The organism is Rhodococcus ruitaii, from assembly GCF_055230935.1.
This window is the reverse complement of sequence record NZ_JBUYWC010000009.1, coordinates 61348-79307: the sequence shown is the minus strand read 5'-3', so window position 1 is coordinate 79307 and position 17960 is coordinate 61348. Positions and strand designations below refer to the sequence as shown.

General features: G+C 67.3%; 19 protein-coding genes. 2 read left to right on the top strand and 17 right to left on the bottom strand.

All coding sequences use genetic code 11. The features are described from left to right. Window positions 1–27: 27 nt before the first annotated feature. Genes tsaD through glmS form a run of 8 tightly spaced genes read right to left on the bottom strand, consistent with a single transcriptional unit; the run spans window position 28 to window position 8373 of the window. The gene (gene tsaD, locus ACZI8W_RS13190; protein WP_463369119.1) at window positions 28–1056 is read right to left on the bottom strand and encodes a tRNA (adenosine(37)-N6)-threonylcarbamoyltransferase complex transferase subunit TsaD; all 1029 of its coding nucleotides are present in this window, start codon (window positions 1054–1056) and stop codon (window positions 28–30) included. A 14-nt stretch (window positions 1057–1070) separates the two neighbouring features. Continuing rightward, window positions 1071–1550 (bottom strand): ribosomal protein S18-alanine N-acetyltransferase, encoded by a 480-nt coding sequence (rimI, locus tag ACZI8W_RS13185; protein ID WP_463368938.1) that lies wholly within the window; start codon window positions 1548–1550, stop codon window positions 1071–1073. Next, window positions 1547–2218 (bottom strand): tRNA (adenosine(37)-N6)-threonylcarbamoyltransferase complex dimerization subunit type 1 TsaB, encoded by a 672-nt coding sequence (gene tsaB, locus ACZI8W_RS13180; protein WP_463368937.1) that lies wholly within the window; start codon window positions 2216–2218, stop codon window positions 1547–1549. Before tsaB ends, rimI begins: the two co-directional genes overlap by 4 nt. Before the next feature lie 56 nt (window positions 2219–2274). Next, window positions 2275–2766, bottom strand: coding sequence for a tRNA (adenosine(37)-N6)-threonylcarbamoyltransferase complex ATPase subunit type 1 TsaE (tsaE, locus tag ACZI8W_RS13175; RefSeq protein ID WP_463368936.1), 492 nt, complete (start codon window positions 2764–2766; stop codon window positions 2275–2277). Further along, a complete protein-coding gene (locus tag ACZI8W_RS13170; protein WP_463368935.1) occupies window positions 2732–3790 on the bottom strand; it encodes an alpha/beta fold hydrolase in 1059 nt (352 codons plus the stop codon). Before ACZI8W_RS13170 ends, tsaE begins: the two co-directional genes overlap by 35 nt. Continuing rightward, window positions 3787–4968, bottom strand: coding sequence for an alanine racemase (gene alr / locus ACZI8W_RS13165; protein WP_463368934.1), 1182 nt, complete (start codon window positions 4966–4968; stop codon window positions 3787–3789). Before alr ends, ACZI8W_RS13170 begins: the two co-directional genes overlap by 4 nt. A 58-nt stretch (window positions 4969–5026) precedes the next feature. Further along, window positions 5027–6475 carry an NAD(P)H-hydrate dehydratase gene (locus ACZI8W_RS13160; protein WP_463368933.1) on the bottom strand — a complete coding sequence of 483 codons (1449 nt, stop codon included), beginning with the start codon at window positions 6473–6475 and terminating at the stop codon, window positions 5027–5029. 32 nt (window positions 6476–6507) lie between these two features. After that, complete coding sequence (gene glmS / locus ACZI8W_RS13155; RefSeq protein WP_463368932.1) at window positions 6508–8373, bottom strand: glutamine--fructose-6-phosphate transaminase (isomerizing); 1866 nt, start codon at window positions 8371–8373, stop codon at window positions 6508–6510. Between the two features lie 140 nt (window positions 8374–8513). On the opposite strand from glmS, the gene ACZI8W_RS13150 reads away from it, so the two are divergent. Next, window positions 8514–9362, top strand: a complete 849-nt coding sequence (locus ACZI8W_RS13150) for a dienelactone hydrolase family protein (protein WP_463368931.1) — start codon at window positions 8514–8516, stop codon at window positions 9360–9362. A gap of 3 nt (window positions 9363–9365) precedes the next feature. Here the strand turns inward: ACZI8W_RS13150 and ACZI8W_RS13145 are convergent, their stop codons facing one another. From ACZI8W_RS13145 to ACZI8W_RS13110, 8 genes are all read right to left on the bottom strand, one after another. Beyond that, entirely contained in the window at window positions 9366–10721 is a 1356-nt protein-coding gene (locus ACZI8W_RS13145; RefSeq protein WP_463368930.1) for a hypothetical protein, read from the bottom strand. Continuing rightward, entirely contained in the window at window positions 10718–10894 is a 177-nt protein-coding gene (locus ACZI8W_RS13140) for a hypothetical protein (protein ID WP_463368929.1), read from the bottom strand. Before ACZI8W_RS13140 ends, ACZI8W_RS13145 begins: the two co-directional genes overlap by 4 nt. Before the next feature lie 284 nt (window positions 10895–11178). Further along, complete coding sequence (glmM, locus tag ACZI8W_RS13135) at window positions 11179–12516, bottom strand: phosphoglucosamine mutase (protein ID WP_463369118.1); 1338 nt, start codon at window positions 12514–12516, stop codon at window positions 11179–11181. Between the two features lie 163 nt (window positions 12517–12679). Next, window positions 12680–13198, bottom strand: coding sequence for a 30S ribosomal protein S9 (gene rpsI, locus ACZI8W_RS13130; protein WP_463368928.1), 519 nt, complete (start codon window positions 13196–13198; stop codon window positions 12680–12682). Further along, window positions 13195–13638: a 50S ribosomal protein L13 gene (gene rplM / locus ACZI8W_RS13125; RefSeq protein WP_463368927.1), complete on the bottom strand. Its 444-nt coding sequence runs from the start codon at window positions 13636–13638 to the stop codon at window positions 13195–13197. The genes rpsI and rplM overlap by 4 nt, the downstream gene beginning before the upstream one ends. A 260-nt stretch (window positions 13639–13898) precedes the next feature. After that, window positions 13899–14198 carry a WXG100 family type VII secretion target gene (locus tag ACZI8W_RS13120; protein WP_463368926.1) on the bottom strand — a complete coding sequence of 100 codons (300 nt, stop codon included), beginning with the start codon at window positions 14196–14198 and terminating at the stop codon, window positions 13899–13901. A 92-nt stretch (window positions 14199–14290) separates the two neighbouring features. Then, window positions 14291–14644, bottom strand: a complete 354-nt coding sequence (locus ACZI8W_RS13115) for a WXG100 family type VII secretion target (RefSeq protein ID WP_463368925.1) — start codon at window positions 14642–14644, stop codon at window positions 14291–14293. Window positions 14645–15264: 620 nt separating this feature from the next. Then, window positions 15265–16212: an NAD-dependent epimerase/dehydratase family protein gene (locus ACZI8W_RS13110; protein WP_463368924.1), complete on the bottom strand. Its 948-nt coding sequence runs from the start codon at window positions 16210–16212 to the stop codon at window positions 15265–15267. A 41-nt stretch (window positions 16213–16253) separates the two neighbouring features. Here ACZI8W_RS13110 and ACZI8W_RS13105 point away from each other — a divergent pair, with 41 nt between their 5' ends. Continuing rightward, window positions 16254–16910: a ScbR family autoregulator-binding transcription factor gene (locus tag ACZI8W_RS13105; RefSeq protein WP_463368923.1), complete on the top strand. Its 657-nt coding sequence runs from the start codon at window positions 16254–16256 to the stop codon at window positions 16908–16910. Between the two features lie 7 nt (window positions 16911–16917). Here ACZI8W_RS13105 and ACZI8W_RS13100 read toward each other — a convergent pair whose 3' ends face one another. Continuing rightward, a complete protein-coding gene (locus ACZI8W_RS13100; protein WP_463368922.1) occupies window positions 16918–17874 on the bottom strand; it encodes a ScbA/BarX family gamma-butyrolactone biosynthesis protein in 957 nt (318 codons plus the stop codon). Window positions 17875–17960: the final 86 nt, after the last annotated feature.

Genomic DNA, 17960 nt, shown 5'->3' with positions numbered 1-17960 from the left:
TTGCCAGGGAGCCAGGTTGTCGGAGAATCAGACCGGCACCTGCGACACCGATACCGACAGCCCCGGATCTGTCCCCACCGACAGGGACGACGGGGTCGCTCCACCCGCGATGAGATGCGCGCCCAGAGCTGCGATCATCACCCCGTTGTCGGTGCACAACCGCGGTCGAGGTACACGCAGGGTCATGCCGGCTTCCGCACACCGCTCCTGCGCGAGCTCACGCAATCGCGTGTTCGCCGTCGCACCCCCGCCGAGCACCAGCGTGTCGACGCCGACGTCACGAGCCGCCCGCACCGCCTTCATCGTGAGCACGTCTGCCACGGCTTCCTGAAAGCCGGCAGCGACATCGGCAACCGGCACCGGCTCACCGGCACGCTCCTTCGCTTCGACGAACCGCGCCACCGCGGTCTTGAGCCCCGAGAACGAGAAGTCGTTGCGGGCATCTCGCGGACCGGTCATACCGCGAGGGAACATCACGGCGGTCCGATCTCCTTCTCGTGCGAGCCGGTCGACTTCCGGGCCGCCGGGATAACCGAGTCCGAGCAGTCGTGCGACTTTGTCGAATGCTTCCCCCGCCGCATCGTCGATGGTGGTGCCGAGTTCGACAATCGGCTTGCTCAAATCCTCGACATGCAGCAGATGGGTGTGCCCACCCGAGACTAGCAGCGCGACGCACGGCGGCATCGGTCCGTGTTCGAGCGTGTCGACGGCGACGTGGCCGGCGAGGTGGTTGATGGCGTAGAAGGGAATGTTCCACGCCGCCGCATATGCCTTGGCTGCCGCGACGCCGACGAGGAGCGCACCCGCCAATCCCGGGCCGATCGTCACGCACAGCGCGTCGGGCCTGGCGATACCGGCCGCGGACAGCGCCCGCTGCATCGTGGGCACCATCGCCTCCAGGTGCGCCCGGGATGCGATCTCGGGAACCACGCCGCCGAAACGGGCGTGCTCATCGACACTCGAGGCCACCTCGTCGGCGAGAAGCTCGAGCGTGCCGTCACCGACGAAGCGCACGATACCCACGCCCGTCTCGTCGCATGAGCTCTCGATCCCCATCACGATCGGTCCGGTCACTGTCGTGGCTCCTCTCGCCGATCCGGACGGCGCATGGTGTATGCATCGGCCCCACTCGGCTGGTAGTAACGCTTCCTCGTCCCCACAACCTCGAAGCCCTCACGCCGATACAGCGCGATCGCCGCGTCGTTGTCGGTGCGGACCTCGAGGAACACCGGACCACCCCACCGATCCGCGACACGCAGCAGATCTGCCAGTAGCGCCCCACCGATCCCACGGCGCCGCGCGCCCGGGTCGACACCGATCGTGTGCACCTCGGACTCCGGATCGATTCCGGTGCCGAGCCGTGCCAACCCGGCGTAGCCCACGAGAGCCCCCGACCCGTCGCGTGCAGCAACATAGTGATTGTGGGGCGATGCGAGTTCCGAGCGGAACGCATCGGCGCTCCACGGGCCGTCTCCGGGGAACAGTAGCGTTTCGAGTTCTGCACACCTGCCCGCGTCGTCACCGCGGAGTGCGTCGACGAGCACACTCATCGACGACGGTCCGCTGTCGGGACAGCATCGGGCCGGCGCAGGTACAGCGGTACCAGCGGGTCTGGGGGTGTGCCTGCGCGTAGAGCTGCCGAGGCCGCGGCAACCAGGCCTGCGGGCGACGGCGAGTGCACGGACACCGCGGGGAGCTCGAACAGGGCGGCGTGCTCGGCCGATCCTGCGACACGGCGCGACGATGCGGACGGTACCTCCGCGGGCTTGCGGACGTCGGGCCCCTCGACACGCCCCCGGGATCCGGCATACCGAGCGAAGTACACTTCACGACGCCGTGCGTCGGTCACCACGAGCAGTTCGCTGTCATCGGGGGCTTCACGGTGCACATCCGCCGCAATCGCATCGAGGCTGCACACACCGTGGACGGGAATTCCTAGAGCATCGCCGAATGCCGCAGCGGTGACCATGCCGACTCGCAGACCGGTGAACGGTCCGGGCCCGACACCCACGACGATCCCGTCGAGGTCGGCCGGGATGCATTCGGCCTCATCGAGGCATTCGAGGATCTGTGGGGTCAGGATTTCCGCGTGAGCACGGGGGTTGTCGGTCAGGCGAACGGCGACCGTGGAGATGTGGGCTGCGTCTCGCTCGCTGCCGAGCCGGACGAGACCCGAGGTCACGACAGGTGTTGAGGTATCGACGGCGAGCACAAGCACGATTCACCAGAATACCCGGTGCACAGTCCGCCCAGGACCTCCACCCGTCAGTTCCGTCAGCCCACCCAGGCCCAGTCCGCCCGACGCACATCGGACTCGGGATCACGTCGCAACCGCACCCGCAGGTGCCGGTCGGTGAGCTTCTCGACGAGCCCTCCGCCCCACTCGACCACCACGACGGCCGCGCCGAGGTCGGTATCGAGGTCGAGTGCATCGAGTTCGTCGAGGGCGTTCGGGCCGTCGCCCAGCCGGTACGCATCGACATGGACCAGCCCCACCGCCGGCGCTCCCTCACGCCGGCCGGGCCGGTGTTCGCGGGCAATGACGAATGTCGGCGACGTCACGCGGCCCTGTACCCCGAGACCGGCTGCGAGCCCCCTCGTCAACGCCGTCTTGCCGGCGCCGAGCGGACCGTCGAGTACCACGAGATCACCCGCGCGAAGGCCGCGGGCCAGACGCCGACCGAACGCCTCGGTGTCCTCGACGGTCGGCAATTCGATGTGGTGGGCGGAGTCAGACAATTGCGGCACGCCTGGTCGAGACGTCATGCGCGAAACCCCGCTGGATCAGCCGGTCGATCGCACGGTTGACGACTTCCGGGAACTCGAATTGCACGAGATGTCCTCCGCCGCGGACCCGTTTGAGTTCGGCCCCCGGGAGCTCCTGGGCAAGCTTCTCCGAGCTCGGGAACGGGATCACCATGTCGGCGTCGCCGCAGAGCACGAGCGACGGTACCGAACTGAGCACGGGAATCGCGGCGGATTCGTCGTGCAGTTCGAGGGTGCGCAGGAAGTTCACGATCGTCAGTACCGAGGTCTCGTCGAGCATCCGGTCGGACAACTCGACGAGGCTTGGGCTCACCACCGTCCCGTACGACGCCGCACGCAGAATCGGGGTGACCACCGCACGCGCCATACCCCGTGCCAACTGCACGAATCCGGGCGCGGTGCGGGCGGTGAATCGGAAGGCGTCGATCACAGGGTTTTCGAGGTTGCGGCCGAGCCCATTCTTGTTCAGACCCGCTGCCGTGGTCGCGAGCAACCCCGCACCCACGATCCGGGATTCGAACAGATCGGGACGCTGCGACGCGAGCGCAATCGTCGTCATCCCACCCATCGAATGGCCGACCACCACAACCGGCCCGCCGGGTGTGGTCTCGTCGATGACCCGGCCGAGGTCGCGTCCGAGTTGAGCAATGGTGCACGACTTCGGGTCGGGCATGCCGGATTCGCCATGGCCGCGCTGGTCGTAGAACACCATCCGGACATCGCCGCCCCACCGTTCGAGCACGTGCCGATACTGCAGGTGCCACGACTGCATACGCAGGCAGTAGCCGTGAACGAAGACCACGGTCAGCGGAGCGCGTGACGATCCGGATTCGCGCACGACGAGGGGGACGCCGTCGTCGGTCATGACGGTCCGCTCGGGCAGCCGCAGAACAGCGTCGAAATCCTCACCCCGGTACATCTCGTGGGCAGGCATCCCAGCGCTCCGCACGGCGTGCAGCCCTGCGGATGATGCGAGCGTCACCAGGCTCGCGCCCAGCAGACCCATTCGACCCATCAGCGTCATCGCAACTCGCCTCCTTCACCACCTACATAGGTGCGGACGGTTCGGCCACCGACCCCGGTCACGATCTCGTAGTTGATCGTGTCCAGGAGCTCGGCCCAGTCCTGGGCCCCGGGCTCTCCGAGACGTCCGTCTCCGAAGAACAACGCTTCGTCGCCCTCCTGTACTCCCCCACCGTCCGGACCGAGATCCACCACAACCTGGTCCATGCACACGCGGCCCAGCTGAGGGCGTCTGTCGCCGCCGAGCAGAACCTCGATCCGGCCACTGAGATTGCGGCGGATTCCGTCGGCATATCCCATCGGCAGAAGCGCCACGGTGGTGTCGGCGGGAGCGACCCAGCGGTGCCCGTACGACACTCCCGAACCCGCGGAAACCTTCTTCACCAACGCCACCCTCGTTCGCAGTGTCATCACCGGCCGGAAACCGAAATCGCCTTGCTCGGGAATCGGTGTCAGCCCGTATATCGCAATTCCGGGCCGAACCATGTCGAATCGCAGGTCAGGGCGGGTGACGGTGGCTGCAGAATTCGCCAGGTGAACGATCTCGGGAGGCAGTGATGCGCGCCGGAGGTCATCGGCGGCCTGGTGGAGCCTGTCCCGTTGTGAATCGATCTCGGGGTGGCCGAGTTCGTCGCCGTGGGCAAGGTGCGAGAAGAGTCCGCGCAGCCGCACTGCTCCGGCGGCCTGCGCGCGGGCAGCGTCCCGCACGAACTCCGGCCATTCGTCGGGTGCCACACCGTTACGATTGAGCCCGGTGTCGACCTTGGCGGTGATGACGGCGGTTTCACCGATGGTCTCCGCCGCCGCGACGATGGCCGCGAGGTGCCGCGGCGACGATACACCGAGTTCGATTCCGGCGGCGATCGCGGGTGCGTAGTCGGCGTCGACCGTGTGCAGCCACGACAGGACGGGCGCATCGATTCCGGCGGCACGCAGCTCGAGCCCCTCGGCGAGCGTGGTGACCCCGAGTTCGTGTGCGCCGGCCGCGAGCGCGGCGCGGGCGACGGGGACGGCACCGTGGTTGTAACCGTCGGCCTTGACCACCGCCATGACCGCTGCATCGCCCGCGTAGTCCCGAAGGCGCCTGACGTTGTACCCGACCGCGTCCAGATCGATGAGGGCTTCCGCTTGGGGAAGCGATCGGCGGCCGATGGAGGGTGTGCGTTGGAGGGCGGTCACATGGATTGATCCTGCCACCGCGCCGATCGCCGCCGTCGAGGAGCCCGGGTGTGTCCGATCACGATTCGGATGCGTGGGTCCGCAGAATTCGTATTGCACTGCGGAGATGCTCGGCGATCGCACTTGCCGATACCGGTGCGGATGCGGCATTCTCACCGCGCGCTGCGAGATTCGCGGCCAGCGCGTGGGCGCGTGCACCCGCCGCGGCAGCCAGGTCGATCGGCATACCCGACGACATCAACGCGCCCACGATCCCGGCCAGGAGGTCCCCGGCTCCCGCTGTCGACGCCCACGAGCCACCGGCGTCGTTCACGAAAGTGTGCCCGTCGGGTCGGGCGATGAGCGTCGCGCGGCCCTTGAGCAACACGTGTACCTGCCAGTCCGCGGCGAGGGAGCGGACGGCAGCGACCCGGTCCGGCTGTGGGTCTCGGCCGGTGAGCCGCGTGAATTCCCCGGCGTGCGGGGTCAGCAGGGTCGGCGCGGAACGACCCCGCACGAGCCCCGGGTTGTGGGCGAGGAGAGTCAGGCCATCGGCGTCGACGAGGACCGGTAGTTCGGTCGCCAGAACGTCGCGCAACGTGTCCTCAGCCTGCGCACCGGTGCCGCCACCGGGCCCGATCACCCACGCCTGCGCCCTGCCTGCAGCATCGAATGCCGGGGCCGCGACGACCTCCGGATAGCGCGCAAGCACCTCTCCTGCCGCACTACCGGCATAGCGCACCATGCCGGAGGTCGCGGTCACCGCGGCTCCCGTGCACAGCACGCCGGCACCCGGATACTGTGCACTGCCCGCCACGATGCCGACCACGCCCTGGCTGTACTTGTCGTCGTCGGCCTCGGGCACCGGCCAGATCGCGCCCAGCTCGGCGGGCTCCGCCGATACCAGGTCGGCCGGGGGGAGATCGAGACCGATGTCGATCAGTTCCACACGACCGCATCGGGCAGGTGCAAGGACATGCACGGGCTTCCGGGCCCCGAACGTGACCGTGAGAGCTGCGGTCACGGCCGGCCCGTCGACCGTGCCGGTGTCGGGGTCCACACCACTCGGGGTGTCGACCGCGACGATCGGTGCGGTGGTCGCGTCGACAAGCGCTGCTGCTGCCGGACGCAACGGCCCGCGGCCGGAGATTCCGACGATGCCGTCGAGCACGAGGTCGGGATCGCCGAGATGCTCGGGTGCCGCCGATTCCGTTCGACCTCCGGCAGCGCGCAGCGCTGCGAGGCCCGCGGGATGCGTGCGATCCGGGGCGAGCAACAGTGCCGTCACCGCGACCCCTCGCCGACGCAGGAACGCGCCGGCCCACAGGGCGTCGCCGCCGTTGTCGCCGGAACCCACGAGCACCGTCACCGTCCGGCCCGCGATGGCACCGGTGCGCGTGCGGAGCTCCTCGGCGACCACCCGCGCAAGCCCGTACGACGCCCGGCGCATCAGCGTGCCCTCGGGGAGGGCCGCCAGGAGCGGCGCCTCCGCCGCGCGAATCTGCTCGCATGGGTAGTAGCTGCGCATCGGGGCTCCCGGTTCGCTCGGCCTGTGCTGCTCTATTCCACAGTGACGGACTTGGCGAGGTTACGGGGCTTGTCCACGTCGTAGCCCCGCGACTGCGCGACCTCCGCCGCGAACACCTGCAGTGGCACCGTCGACAACAACGGCTGCAACAACGACGGCGACGCCGGAATCTCCACGAGATGATCCGCGAACGGACGCACCGTCTCGTCGCCCTCTTCCGCGATCACCACGGTCACCGCACCACGGGCCTGGATCTCCCGGATATTGCTGAGCAACTTGCTGTGCAGAACAGCACGCCCCTTGGGTGACGGCATGACGACGATGACGGGCAAGCCGTCCTCGATCAACGCGATCGGCCCGTGCTTGAGCTCACCGGCGGCGAACCCTTCCGCATGCATGTACGCCAGTTCTTTGAGCTTGAGCGCTCCCTCGAGCGCCACCGGATACCCGACATGCCGACCCAGAAACAGCACCGCGGGCGACGACGCCAGCTCCCGCGCCAACACACGCACCGGCTCCACCCCGAGCAGCAACTGCTCGATCTTCGCGGGCATGGCCTCGAGGTCCTGATACTCGCGCGCCACTTCATCGGGGTACTTGGTCCCCCGCGCCTGCGCCAACGCCAGCCCCACCAACAGATTCGCCGCCATCTGCGCCAGGAACGCCTTCGTCGACGCCACCCCGATCTCCGGGCCGGTCCGTGTGTACAGCACCGCATCGGCCTCACGCGGGATCTGCGCACCATTGGTGTTGCACACCGCGAGCACCCGCGCCTTCTGATCCTTCGCGTGCCGCACCGCCTCGAGCGTGTCGGCGGTCTCCCCCGACTGCGAGATCGCCACCACCAGCGTCGACCGGTCCAGCACCGGATCCCGGTACCGGAACTCCGATGCCAACTCCACCTCGACGGGCAGCCGCGTCCAATGCTCGATCGCGTACTTCGCCACCAGACCCGAGTGATACGAACTGCCACACGCGACGACGAACACCTTGTCGATGTCGCGCAGTTCCTGATCCGAGAGCCGTTGCTCGTCGAGCACGATCCGGCCGTCGACGAAATGCCCACGCAACGTGTCCGCGACCGCGGCGGGCTGCTCCTCGATCTCCTTGAGCATGAAGTAGTCGTGGCCACCCTTCTCCGCGGCCGCGAGATCCCAGTCGATGGTGAACGGCCGCGTCGGCACGTCGGTGTTGCCGTCGAAGTCGGTGACGTCGTACGAGTCCTTCGTGATCACCACGACCTGGTCCTGCCCCAGCTCGACGGCGTCGCGGGTGAACTCGATGAACGCCGCGACATCCGAGGCAATGAACATCTCCCCGTCCCCGACACCGACGACCAGCGGCGTCGAGCGTCGGGCCGCGATGATCGTCCCGGGATGATCAGCATGCACGAACACCAGAGTGAACGCGCCTTCGAGGCGGCGCAGCACACTGCGGGCGCTCTCCACGAAATCACCGGCCGTGGGCCCCTCGGCGTAGGCACGGGCCACGAGGTGCACCGCGACCTCGGTGTCGGTGTCCGATTCGAGTTCGACGCCGATCGCTTCGAGTTCGGCGCGCAGCGGCGCGAAGTTCTCGATGATGCCGTTGTGGACCACCGCGATCCGGCCGCTGGCGTCGCGATGCGGATGCGCGTTGCGGTCGGTGGGGCGGCCGTGCGTCGCCCACCTCGTGTGCCCCATCCCGGCCGTACCACGGAACCGGTCCTCACCGATCTCGGCGAGTTCCGCTTGGAGGTTCGCAAGCCGACCGGCCTTTCGTTCGACAGCAAGCCCACCCTCGCCGTCGAGGACGGCGACACCGGCCGAGTCGTACCCTCGGTACTCCATCCTCCGAAGGGCCTCCACCACGACGTCGAGGGCACGGCGGTGCCCGACATACCCCACGATTCCGCACATGGTTAGCAGGGTACTTGGCAGGGTCGGCTCGTCGACAACGCGCTGGCGACCAGGTGACGCGTGCTACACAGGCCCGGATGCGGCACGCCGATCCCGATCACCACACCCGGCCCCCACGTCGATCGGCTAACGTTCTCGCCGTGGCGGCGAACCCGAAAACCCTGGCTCGGCAACTCTCGAAGCGCGGCCCGCACACGGTGCTGCGCGGTGACCTCGCGCTCGCCGGTCTCCCCGGCGTCGTCTATACCCCGGCGGAGGGCTTCAACCTTCCCGCTGTGGCGTTCGGTCACGGTTGGCTGACCGGCATCAGCAGGTACTCGAGACTGCTCGAGCACCTCGCGTCCTGGGGGATCGTGGCGGCAGCGCCCGGTACCGAACGCGGGCCCGTCCCCTCGTCCATCGGGTTCGCCACCGATCTGCTGACCACACTCGACATCTGCACCGGTGTCCGCCTGGGCACCGGTCGTATCAGTGTGCACCCGCACCGCCTTGCTCTCGCCGGGCACGGGCTGGGCGCCGGCGCCGCGATCCTGGGTGCGGCGCAACGCAGTGTGGGCGCTGTCGCTGCGCTCTACCCAGCCCCTACCACTCCGTCGGCAGCCGAGGCCGCTGCTCGTGTCGAAGCCCCCGGATTGGTACTCGTCGGAGAGAAGAGTCTCGGATCGATGAACAGCGACGCGGTGTCGGTGGCCCAGAAATGGGGTGCCGAGGATATTCACCTGCGCGTCGTCGACGATGCCGACGACCAAGGGCTTGCCGAAGGCCGTCGTCTGCTCGGCGCACTCGGGTTCGGTGGCGCCGAACGGAAGACGCAGGAGCGTACTCGGGCACTGCTGACCGGATTCCTCCTGAATCGACTCACCGAGGACAAGACCTACGCGGCATTCACCGATCCCACCACCGAGATCCCCGGCTCCAGCGTGATCACGGACCCCTCTCTGGTCGAGCAGGATCTCAGTACCCGGATCAACAAGCTGCTCAGCAGCTAATGGTCACAGTGGGCCGGCCTCGGCCAGCACGACCCCGTCGCCGTCGTCCGCCGGCGGCTCTGTTTCGACGGCGTCGGCGGTCGCTGCACCCACGTTCGCTTCCGTACGACGCGTGGCCGCTCGGCCTCCGGTAGGCGCCTGAGCAACCCCGGGACCGGCGGGTGGCCCCGCAGCGTCCGAAGGAGAGTTGCCCGCGGGCAGTGCCGTGGGGGGACCCGTGTGGGTAGACGGTGGCTCCGGCGGCGCAGGTGCCGAGGGGGCAGGCACCGGCTGAGTGAGTGCAGGATCGACCGACTCCCGCTCGAACTCGGTCGGCACCGCCGGATCTATGGGCGCTGCGAGAGCCGGGGCGGGCGCGAAACCGTCGATGTTCGACCGGGAGATGCCGTGCGTGACGGCCTCTGTGAGGACGGTCGCACCCTCTACCGCTGTCGTTGCAAGATCGGCCACCGCGCCGGACAGATCCGCCACGGCCTCGACGAGTTCGCGCCCGGCGTCCACTAGATCTGCCGTTGCGCGCAGGGGGTCGCCCGGCCCGCCGGCCGCATCACGGGATCCGTCACCGAGGTGCCGTGCCGGCTCGGACGCCGGTGGCGGCGCGTCCAGCAGGTCGAATGCGCAGACAACTGCGGCGAGGTGTTCGTCGACCGCGTCGTCGGCGACATCGCATACCGAGACGAACCGATCGACGTGTTCCTGAATCGTCGGTGCGAACACCTCGCGCAGCCATCGCTCGCACCATGCCGCGACGCCGTCCTGCCCGGCAACGTCCCGCACCGTCACGGGCGCGCCGGGAGCCTCATTCCCCCCGCGCTCCTCATTCCACAGTGCCACCCGTTCGACGGTGGGGCCGCCGGCGTCGCCGCGCGCTCCCGCGATGATCATGTCGATGTCGTCGGGGGTCCGGCCGTGCACCGTCGCGTTCGCGAACTGTCCGATCGCATACGACTTCTCGTGCACCGCCCGAGTGATACCGTCGACGGCGCCCGCACATGCCCGCGCCAGCGCCTTCACCACACCGGACAGCATCGCACCGCGCTGCACAGCTCGATCCAGGTCGTCGCGGGCCAGGTCACCGGCGTCGCCACGCCACGCGGAGTGCAGAGCACGTACCCCGTCCGCCTGCTCCTCGACTCGGTCCTCCAGGTCGGACACGAGCCGGGTCAGCACTGCCGCGTCATCGGCGAGTACCGACGTGTCGAGCCCGTTCTGCTCGTCGTAGCGGCCGCGCAAACCGTCGACGGTGACTCGCCCGGCGATACCCACCCGGTGGGCCCGCGGAAGGTAGTCGGCGAAGAAGCCCAGACCGCGTGCACCGGCATCGAGTGCCTCGACCAGATCTACGCTCGGTGAACTCACCGAGCGAGGTCCGTCCGGGTGTTGCGCAGAGACTCGACCGTGGCCCGCTCCTGGTCCTGGTACCCGTCCGCTGCGGCTGCTGCGGCGTCGGAATACCGGTTGGTCGTCGCGGTCCATTCGTCCAGGGCACGCCGCAGGCGTCCATATCCGTCTTCGATGGCAACCCCACGCATTCGATACTTTTCCCCCGCGCACCGGGGCCCGAATTCCAGGGTGCCGAGGGCACGGCGACATGCCCGGTCTGCAGCTTCCGCGGAACCGGTCACCGTCGAAGCGACCGCCCGTACCGCTGTGTCGTCGAAAAACAAATCGGATCGTGGCTCCACGTCCGCCCCCTTCACGTTCCGGTCGACACCGTCACAGAGTTCGACACCGTCACAGAGTTGGACGCAGCGCGCGGCGATCCGGTTCCCCGCCGGCTCGAGAATGTTCGCCTCGCCGAGGACGGGGATCAATTTCAGATGCCGGCGACGACCTTGGCAAGACGATCGGCAATCGCCCGTGCGTGGGTGTCCTCCGCCGCCTCCACCATGACGCGCACGAGTTGTTCGGTGCCGGACGGGCGCAGCAGTACTCGTCCGGTGTCGCCGAGTTCCCGTTCGGCTTCCGCTACAGCCTCCGCAACCGAACGGCTTGCAGCGACCGCGGTCTTGTCGGTGACCGGCACGTTGACGAGAACCTGCGGGAGCGAGCGCATGACCGCGGCCAGGTCGGCCAACGGCGTTCCGGTCGCAGCGATCCGTTCCATCAATCGCAGCCCGGTCAGGACGCCGTCACCGGTCGTGCCGTGCGCGGGAAAGACGATGTGCCCGGATTGCTCACCTCCGAGAGAGAATCCGCCGCGACGCAATTCCTCGAGCACGTACCGGTCACCGACTCCGACGGTCACGACCTCGATGCCGGACTTTCGCATCGCCAGATGCAGGCCCAGATTGCTCATGACGGTCGCGACGAGGGTGTCTTCATGCAGCTCGCCGCGGTCTCGCATGCTCTGTGCGAGCACCGCCATGATCGCGTCGCCGTCGACAATCGCGCCGGCGGCATCGACCGCGAGGCAGCGGTCCGCATCGCCGTCGTGGCCGAGTCCGAGGTCGGCACCGTGCTCGATCACGGCTTTTTGCAGGGAATCGAGATGCGTCGACCCGCAGCGGTCGTTGATGTTGAGTCCGTCCGGCTGTGCGCTGACCGCAATCACCGTGGCGCCGGCTGCGGTATAGGCGACAGGACCGACGTACGACGCTGCGCCGTGCGCGCAGTCCACAACGACTGTGATGCCGTCGAGCGACACGCTCGTCGCGCTCGCGAGGTGCGCCAGATAACGATCTGCGGCGTCGTGCGCAATCCGGACCCTGCCGACTGCTGCTCCGGTGGGCCGCGCTGGAGTCACTCCGTTGTGCAGTGCCGTCTCGATCTGATCCTCAGCCGCATCGTCGAGCTTGTGACCGCCCGCAGCGAAAATCTTGATTCCGTTGTCCGGCATGGGGTTGTGCGACGCCGAGATCATCACACCGAGATCAGCGGCATACTCACCGGTGAGGTATGCGACCGCAGGAGTGGGTAGCACACCGACCGACACGACGTCGACGCCCGCCGCGGCAAGCCCCGCCGTGACGGCGGCTTCGAGCATCTCACCGCTGGCACGCGGATCGCGACCTACCACTGCCACCGGACGGCCACCGCTTCGCCCGGGTGCAAGCACGGTCGCTGCGGCGCCTGCGAGCTGCATCGCCAATTCCACCGTCAGTCCGCTGTTCGCCATCCCGCGAACCCCGTCCGTGCCGAACAACCGGGCCATACATACGTCCTTCACGTCGAGTTTTCGAAGACAGACCGCCACGAGCACTGTCACCGAGGTCAGAATGCACGAAGAAAGCAGGCGCCGGTAGTAATTCTCTACCGACGCCTGCTCTCGTGGTCGAACAGGTGCCGAGGCTGACGAGGTCAGCGTCGGCGACACATCAGCGCTTGGAGTACTGAGGCGCCTTACGTGCCTTCTTGAGACCGTACTTCTTACGCTCGGTCGCACGCGGGTCACGCGTGAGGAAGCCGGCGCGCTTGAGCGACGGGCGATCCTCGGGGGTGACCTCGATCAGCGCACGTGCAATGGCGAGACGCAGAGCGCCGGCCTGGCCGGACGGTCCGCCACCGTGCAGGCGCGCGTGGATGTCGAACGACTCGCTGCGTTCGACGGTCACCAGCGGCGACTTCACGAGCTGCTGGTGCACCTTGTTCGGGAAGTAGTCCTCGATGGTGCGGCCGTTGAGCACGAACTTGCCGGTGCCCGGCACGAGGCGGACGCGAGCGACTGCCTCCTTGCGGCGACCGACGGTCTGGATCGGGCGATCGAACACCATCGGCTCGACAGGTGCCTCGACGAACTCGGCGGCAACCTCCTCGGCCACGTATTCGTCCGCGGCAACCTCGACGTTGTCGGCGTACTCTTCGGGGTTCACGTTCTGCTCCTCCGGCGCCGTCACTGGGCCACCTGCTTGATCTCGAACGGCACCGGCTGCTGCGCGGCGTGGGGGTGGTTCGGGCCCGCGTACACCTTCAGCTTCTTGGCGATGGCGCGGCCGAGCTTGTTCTTCGGGAGCATGCCGGTGACGGCCTTCTCCACGAGACGGTCGGGGTTCTTCTCGAGAACCTCGCCCACGGAACGAGCACGGAGACCACCCGGGTGACCGGAGTGGCTGTAGAGGAACTTGCCCTCACGCTTGTTGCCGGAGATGGCGACCTTGTCGGCGTTGATGATGACGACGAAGTCACCACCGTCGACATGCGGGGCAAAGGTGGGCTTGTGCTTGCCGCGAAGCAGGCTTGCTGCCTGCACCGCGAGGCGGCCGAGCACCACGTCGGTGGCGTCGATGACGTGCCACTGATGGGTCACGTCGCCGGCTTTCGGTGTGTACGTAGACACAGATCTTCCTCGTCTATCGTTTCGCTGCTGGCCCGCGCGCCGCGCATAGTCGTCCTCGGCGGCCAGTTGAGACCCGAGAGACGACGCTTGCCGCGCACATGGCGACAGCAGCGTGCGACACGCCGCGCCACACGATACCCGCCCGGCGGCGACGGGGTCAAAACGCAACCGTCTCGCTACCGGAACACTCGCTGCCCCGGCGGCCTCTCCACCACCGGGACAGCGTGCGGTGCGCTGTTCCGCTCACCTGCCTGCGGATCTCACATCGTGGTGAATGTCTTCATGATCCTGTGGTTGGTGCTCTCCATGTTCTCGCTGCCCTTCCCCACGACGAAGCCGACCTCGGTCAGCACCTGGTTCAGGCCATCGACCGCCTGGTTCCAGCGCCGCTGGCAATCCAGGTATGCCTCGGCAGCTCCACCCGTCCAGGTCGCGCCCAGGGGCTCCACCTGTTTCGCGATATCGTCGAGCATGCCGGATATCTCACTGCCCACTCCGGTCATTCCGGTCCGAAGGTCGGAGATCCCTTCGGCCCTGTAACTGATCTGCCCTTCGGCCATGTACGTACTCCTCGTCTGTGATTGGTTGCCGACCTGAGTCGGGTATTCAGCCGTGAGTGCACCCGAGCGCTGAGCCGGCTCGAGCACGTCGATCAGAAGGAGCCTTTGAGGTAGGAGCCGCTGTCCCCGGCGACCTTGGCGATCGCGTTGACGTTCGTCTCCTCCTGCTCGGTGTAGCCATCACCGCCCTTGCGGACAAGTTCGACGATCTCGAGGAGGGCGTTGTCCAGTTTCCTTGCGTTGTAGTTCCAGCGCTCCATGAGCCTGTCGAACTCTCTCTTCGCATCGCCTTCCCAATCGGCCCCGGAAGCCGCGACCCTGCCGCCGAGCGCCTGCACCGCGCGCTCGAGAACAATGCGCGACCCGTCCAGCTTCGTCGCCGTCACTGCCATGACGGCGGTGTCGGCTGTGAGGCCTCCCCCGCTACCTGCTTCGCCCTCACTCATCGTGTACCCCTCCATTGGTCTGCGTCACGGTTCGTTCGGCCCCCGTTGGTCCGACCGTGTCGCCCCTACATCTGGTTCGACGCAGCCCGCATCGGATCGGTTCCACTCGATCCGAATTGGTTCGAAGTTTTTTCGAGGGCACCAGATTCGCGGGCACCGGAAGATCGGTACGTATTGATACCGAATGGGGATGGGATGCCGAAGCGAGCGGAAGCGACGACAGTAGGTGGTCGACGCGATCGGATCTCAGCGCAGGAAACTGAAGCGCGGAAGACACTGACCGGTCGGTGCACGACATGCCCCGGTCTCTCGCGAGTGACGATCTCCAATAAGATGTAGTCGGCCCCCGCTCCCCCCGACTGGGGGCCGGCCCGCGCCCCTCCCCCCTGCGCGCGGGCGACCGCGGTTCCGTCGGCGCGGTAGGCCGACGGAACCCGCCGGGCCGGTGATGGTGAGGACCCCCCGATCAAGCCTCACCATCACCGGCCACTCCGCCGTCACCCCCCCCTACCCGTCGATGCGTTCGAACACGGCGGTGTCGCTACGCATCGATGCCCTCCCCGGCAAACGATACCAATCAACCGGTATTGCTCGGTGGGTAGAGAATACCGCATTCTCAGCTACGCAGATACCTCCAGCGCGACATGTGCCCAGATACGGGCGCTGGCGTAGTGGTGATCGTGCCCGACCAGGTCGATGTGACGCTCCGAAAGCCCTCGCTGTCGGCCTCGGCGCAGCGCCTCCTCGTAGTCGACCGAGCTGGTCGGCACCGCGAGCAGCCCGTGCGAAGCGGCGGTGTGGACGAGATCGTTGACGCTGACCGGAGTCGGGTCGGCGAGATGGAATATGCCGGAACGCAACTCGTCCGGGAGAGTGCGCGCTGCAAGGACCGCGGTGAGCCGGCCGACATCACGGTGAGAGATCACCGATTGCCGGGCAGCACCCTCGTCGATCCACACCCCGAGGGTGGACACAATATGAGCAAGCCCGGGCAGAAACCACCGGTCCTGCGGGCCGTGGACGAATCCGGGACGCAACACGAGCCCGCCGTGCGCACGCACAAGGTTCTCGGCGGCGAGACGACTCGCGCTCAGCGCCGTGACCGGGTTCGGTGCAAGATCCCCCTCGGCGACGTTCCGGTGCGGACCGGGACCGTAGACACCGATGGTGCTGAGGTAGACGATCTGACCGATGCCGTGCTCGGCTGCCGCCGCCAGCAGATTCCGGGTACCGAGAACGTTGATCTGCTCGCACAAGTCCTTGTCGGAGCCGGTATATGATGCGGCATGCACGATCGCGTCGACACCGGCAAGAGCGCTGGTCAGGGCTGCGGGGTCGAGCAGGTCTGCGGCCACGACCCGCATCGACGGACCGGTAGACGAGGGGGGACGCCGTGCTATCGCGGTGCACGTGATGCCCCGGCTCAGTAGCGCATCGAGCACCGCCCCACCGAGGAAGCCGCTCGAGCCCACCACCGCGACACGCTTCGTCGATACATGGCCTACGGTCTCATCCGGGTCGGCTGGTACGGTGCGCTTCGGGGGAGGATGATTGTCAGGGTTCGTCACGACTCTCCTTTCGGGACATCATCGAGAAAGGGACACATGGCGTGGCAAAGCAAGCCCGCGCGGTAGCGACCCGGCAACAGATCATCAGCGCAGCCGCGGCCACATTCGATCGTCTGGGGTTCGAGCGTGCCAGCCTCGGGGAGATCGTCGAAGCCAGCAGTGGCCTCACCAAGGGCGCTTTGTACTTCCACTTCAAATCGAAGGACGACCTCGCGCAAGCAGTGGTGGATCAGCAACACGCCATTTCCATCGCCACTGTGGAGGCCATCGCCACCACCGATACCCCGGCACTCGAACAGATCGTCATGCTGTGCCACGAAATGGGCAGGCAGATCATCGAGGATCCGATCGTCCGGGCAGGAATCCGGCTGACCCTCGAATTCAGCGCGGGCGCCACTCCGGGCAAGCCGGGGCCGTACCAGGACTGGATCGAAGCCTGCCGGCACCTCGCCGAGACTGCGATCGCCGAGGGAGACCTTCTTCCCACCATCGAACCACCCACGCTGGCCCGGTTCGTGATCTCCGCGTTCACCGGGGTGCAGACGGTGTCGAATGTGCTCGATCGGCGTGCCGATCTCGAGCAGCGCATCGACGAGATGTGGCAGTTCCTGTTGCCGGGCATCGTGACACCCGCCCGCCGCGCCGACAGCGACAAGGTCCGTCACGCACGCTGGACCCGCGATCCAGCGCTGGCCTGACACCGCCCTACTCACCGGGGCGGTGTCCGGACACGAGTCCTGCGCCGACATCAGACGCCAACATCAGGGTTGCTGAAGCCATCGATGCGCCGTGCTGCTCGAGTACGACGTGCACGTGCCCGAGCTCACCGTCGATACCCGAGACCACCATCTCGGCTCGACAGTCCAGTTCCGCGAACCGATGGAACTGCACGCTCATCGACATCAGATCCGCATCCGGAAGCCCGAGTTCCGCTCGCGACGCCTGACGTGCCGCCTCGAGCATGAGCATGCCCGGCAGATGGTCGGACGGATGATCGAACAACACCGGATGGGACAGATCGGGCAGCACCTGCCAGCGCCCGCGACGTACTGTTGCTCCGATCACAACGTCCCCGTCGCCGGGTATCCCTACCTCAGCCGGATCGAGGCGCACACCATCGGGCACGGACCCGATCGCCCGCGGCCCGGCTGCACCCCACCGAGCGGTGTCGTACTCCGCAGCGGTGAGCACCGCTGCCCGACCGTAGCCAGATCCGACACGACGACCCGCGACCTCGAACGTCAACGCCGCACTCAAACCGGTGATCTGCGAGCCACGCAACTGGATGTCCGACACGACGACCGTGACAGCCACCTCGGCGGCGCCCTCACCGATCCGGAGCCGATCCAGCTCAGCGGTGACGTCGATCGTCTGCATGACGAAATGCTGACCGAGCGAGACCCGGTAGCGGGTGTGCGCCAAGTAGATCACGCTCTGACGCAGAGTCTCCGCGAGGAGCATCGGGTCGTACCGGCCGGCTCTCCCCCGGTAGAAGCCGTGGACACGTGGCCACTGCGCACCCAGAACGAACCGATCGGGGTCCGGACCGGTGACGCAATCAGTGAGGAACACTTCCGATACGGACTGGCGGTGAACATATCGACGAGGCACCGTCGATTCGAACGACAACACTGCAACATCAGCCTCCACGCTGGTAAACATACCGGGCGAACCGCTTGCTACGTCCACACAGGAAGCATCACATGTACGTCGGCGCGGCACCACGAACGATCCCCGCTGCACCCGGC

What these genes read in the sequence shown, in the direction of transcription:
- glmS (WP_463368932.1), bottom strand. Translation starts at nt 8,373, where the DNA reads ATGTGCGGAATCGTGGGGTATGTCGGGCACCGCCGTGCCCTCGACGTC.
- glmM (WP_463369118.1), bottom strand. Translation starts at nt 12,516, where the DNA reads ATGGCCCGGTTGTTCGGCACGGACGGGGTTCGCGGGATGGCGAACAGC.
- ACZI8W_RS13170 (WP_463368935.1), bottom strand. Translation starts at nt 3,790, where the DNA reads ATGACGCTGATGGGTCGAATGGGTCTGCTGGGCGCGAGCCTGGTGACG.
- tsaE (WP_463368936.1), bottom strand. Translation starts at nt 2,766, where the DNA reads ATGACGTCTCGACCAGGCGTGCCGCAATTGTCTGACTCCGCCCACCAC.
- tsaD (WP_463369119.1), bottom strand. Translation starts at nt 1,056, where the DNA reads ATGGGGATCGAGAGCTCATGCGACGAGACGGGCGTGGGTATCGTGCGC.
- ACZI8W_RS13140 (WP_463368929.1), bottom strand. Translation starts at nt 10,894, where the DNA reads ATGCGTGGGGTTGCCATCGAAGACGGATATGGACGCCTGCGGCGTGCC.
- ACZI8W_RS13100 (WP_463368922.1), bottom strand. Translation starts at nt 17,874, where the DNA reads ATGTTTACCAGCGTGGAGGCTGATGTTGCAGTGTTGTCGTTCGAATCG.
- ACZI8W_RS13115 (WP_463368925.1), bottom strand. Translation starts at nt 14,644, where the DNA reads ATGAGTGAGGGCGAAGCAGGTAGCGGGGGAGGCCTCACAGCCGACACC.
- rimI (WP_463368938.1), bottom strand. Translation starts at nt 1,550, where the DNA reads ATGAGTGTGCTCGTCGACGCACTCCGCGGTGACGACGCGGGCAGGTGT.
- ACZI8W_RS13160 (WP_463368933.1), bottom strand. Translation starts at nt 6,475, where the DNA reads ATGCGCAGCTACTACCCATGCGAGCAGATTCGCGCGGCGGAGGCGCCG.
- ACZI8W_RS13120 (WP_463368926.1), bottom strand. Translation starts at nt 14,198, where the DNA reads ATGGCCGAAGGGCAGATCAGTTACAGGGCCGAAGGGATCTCCGACCTT.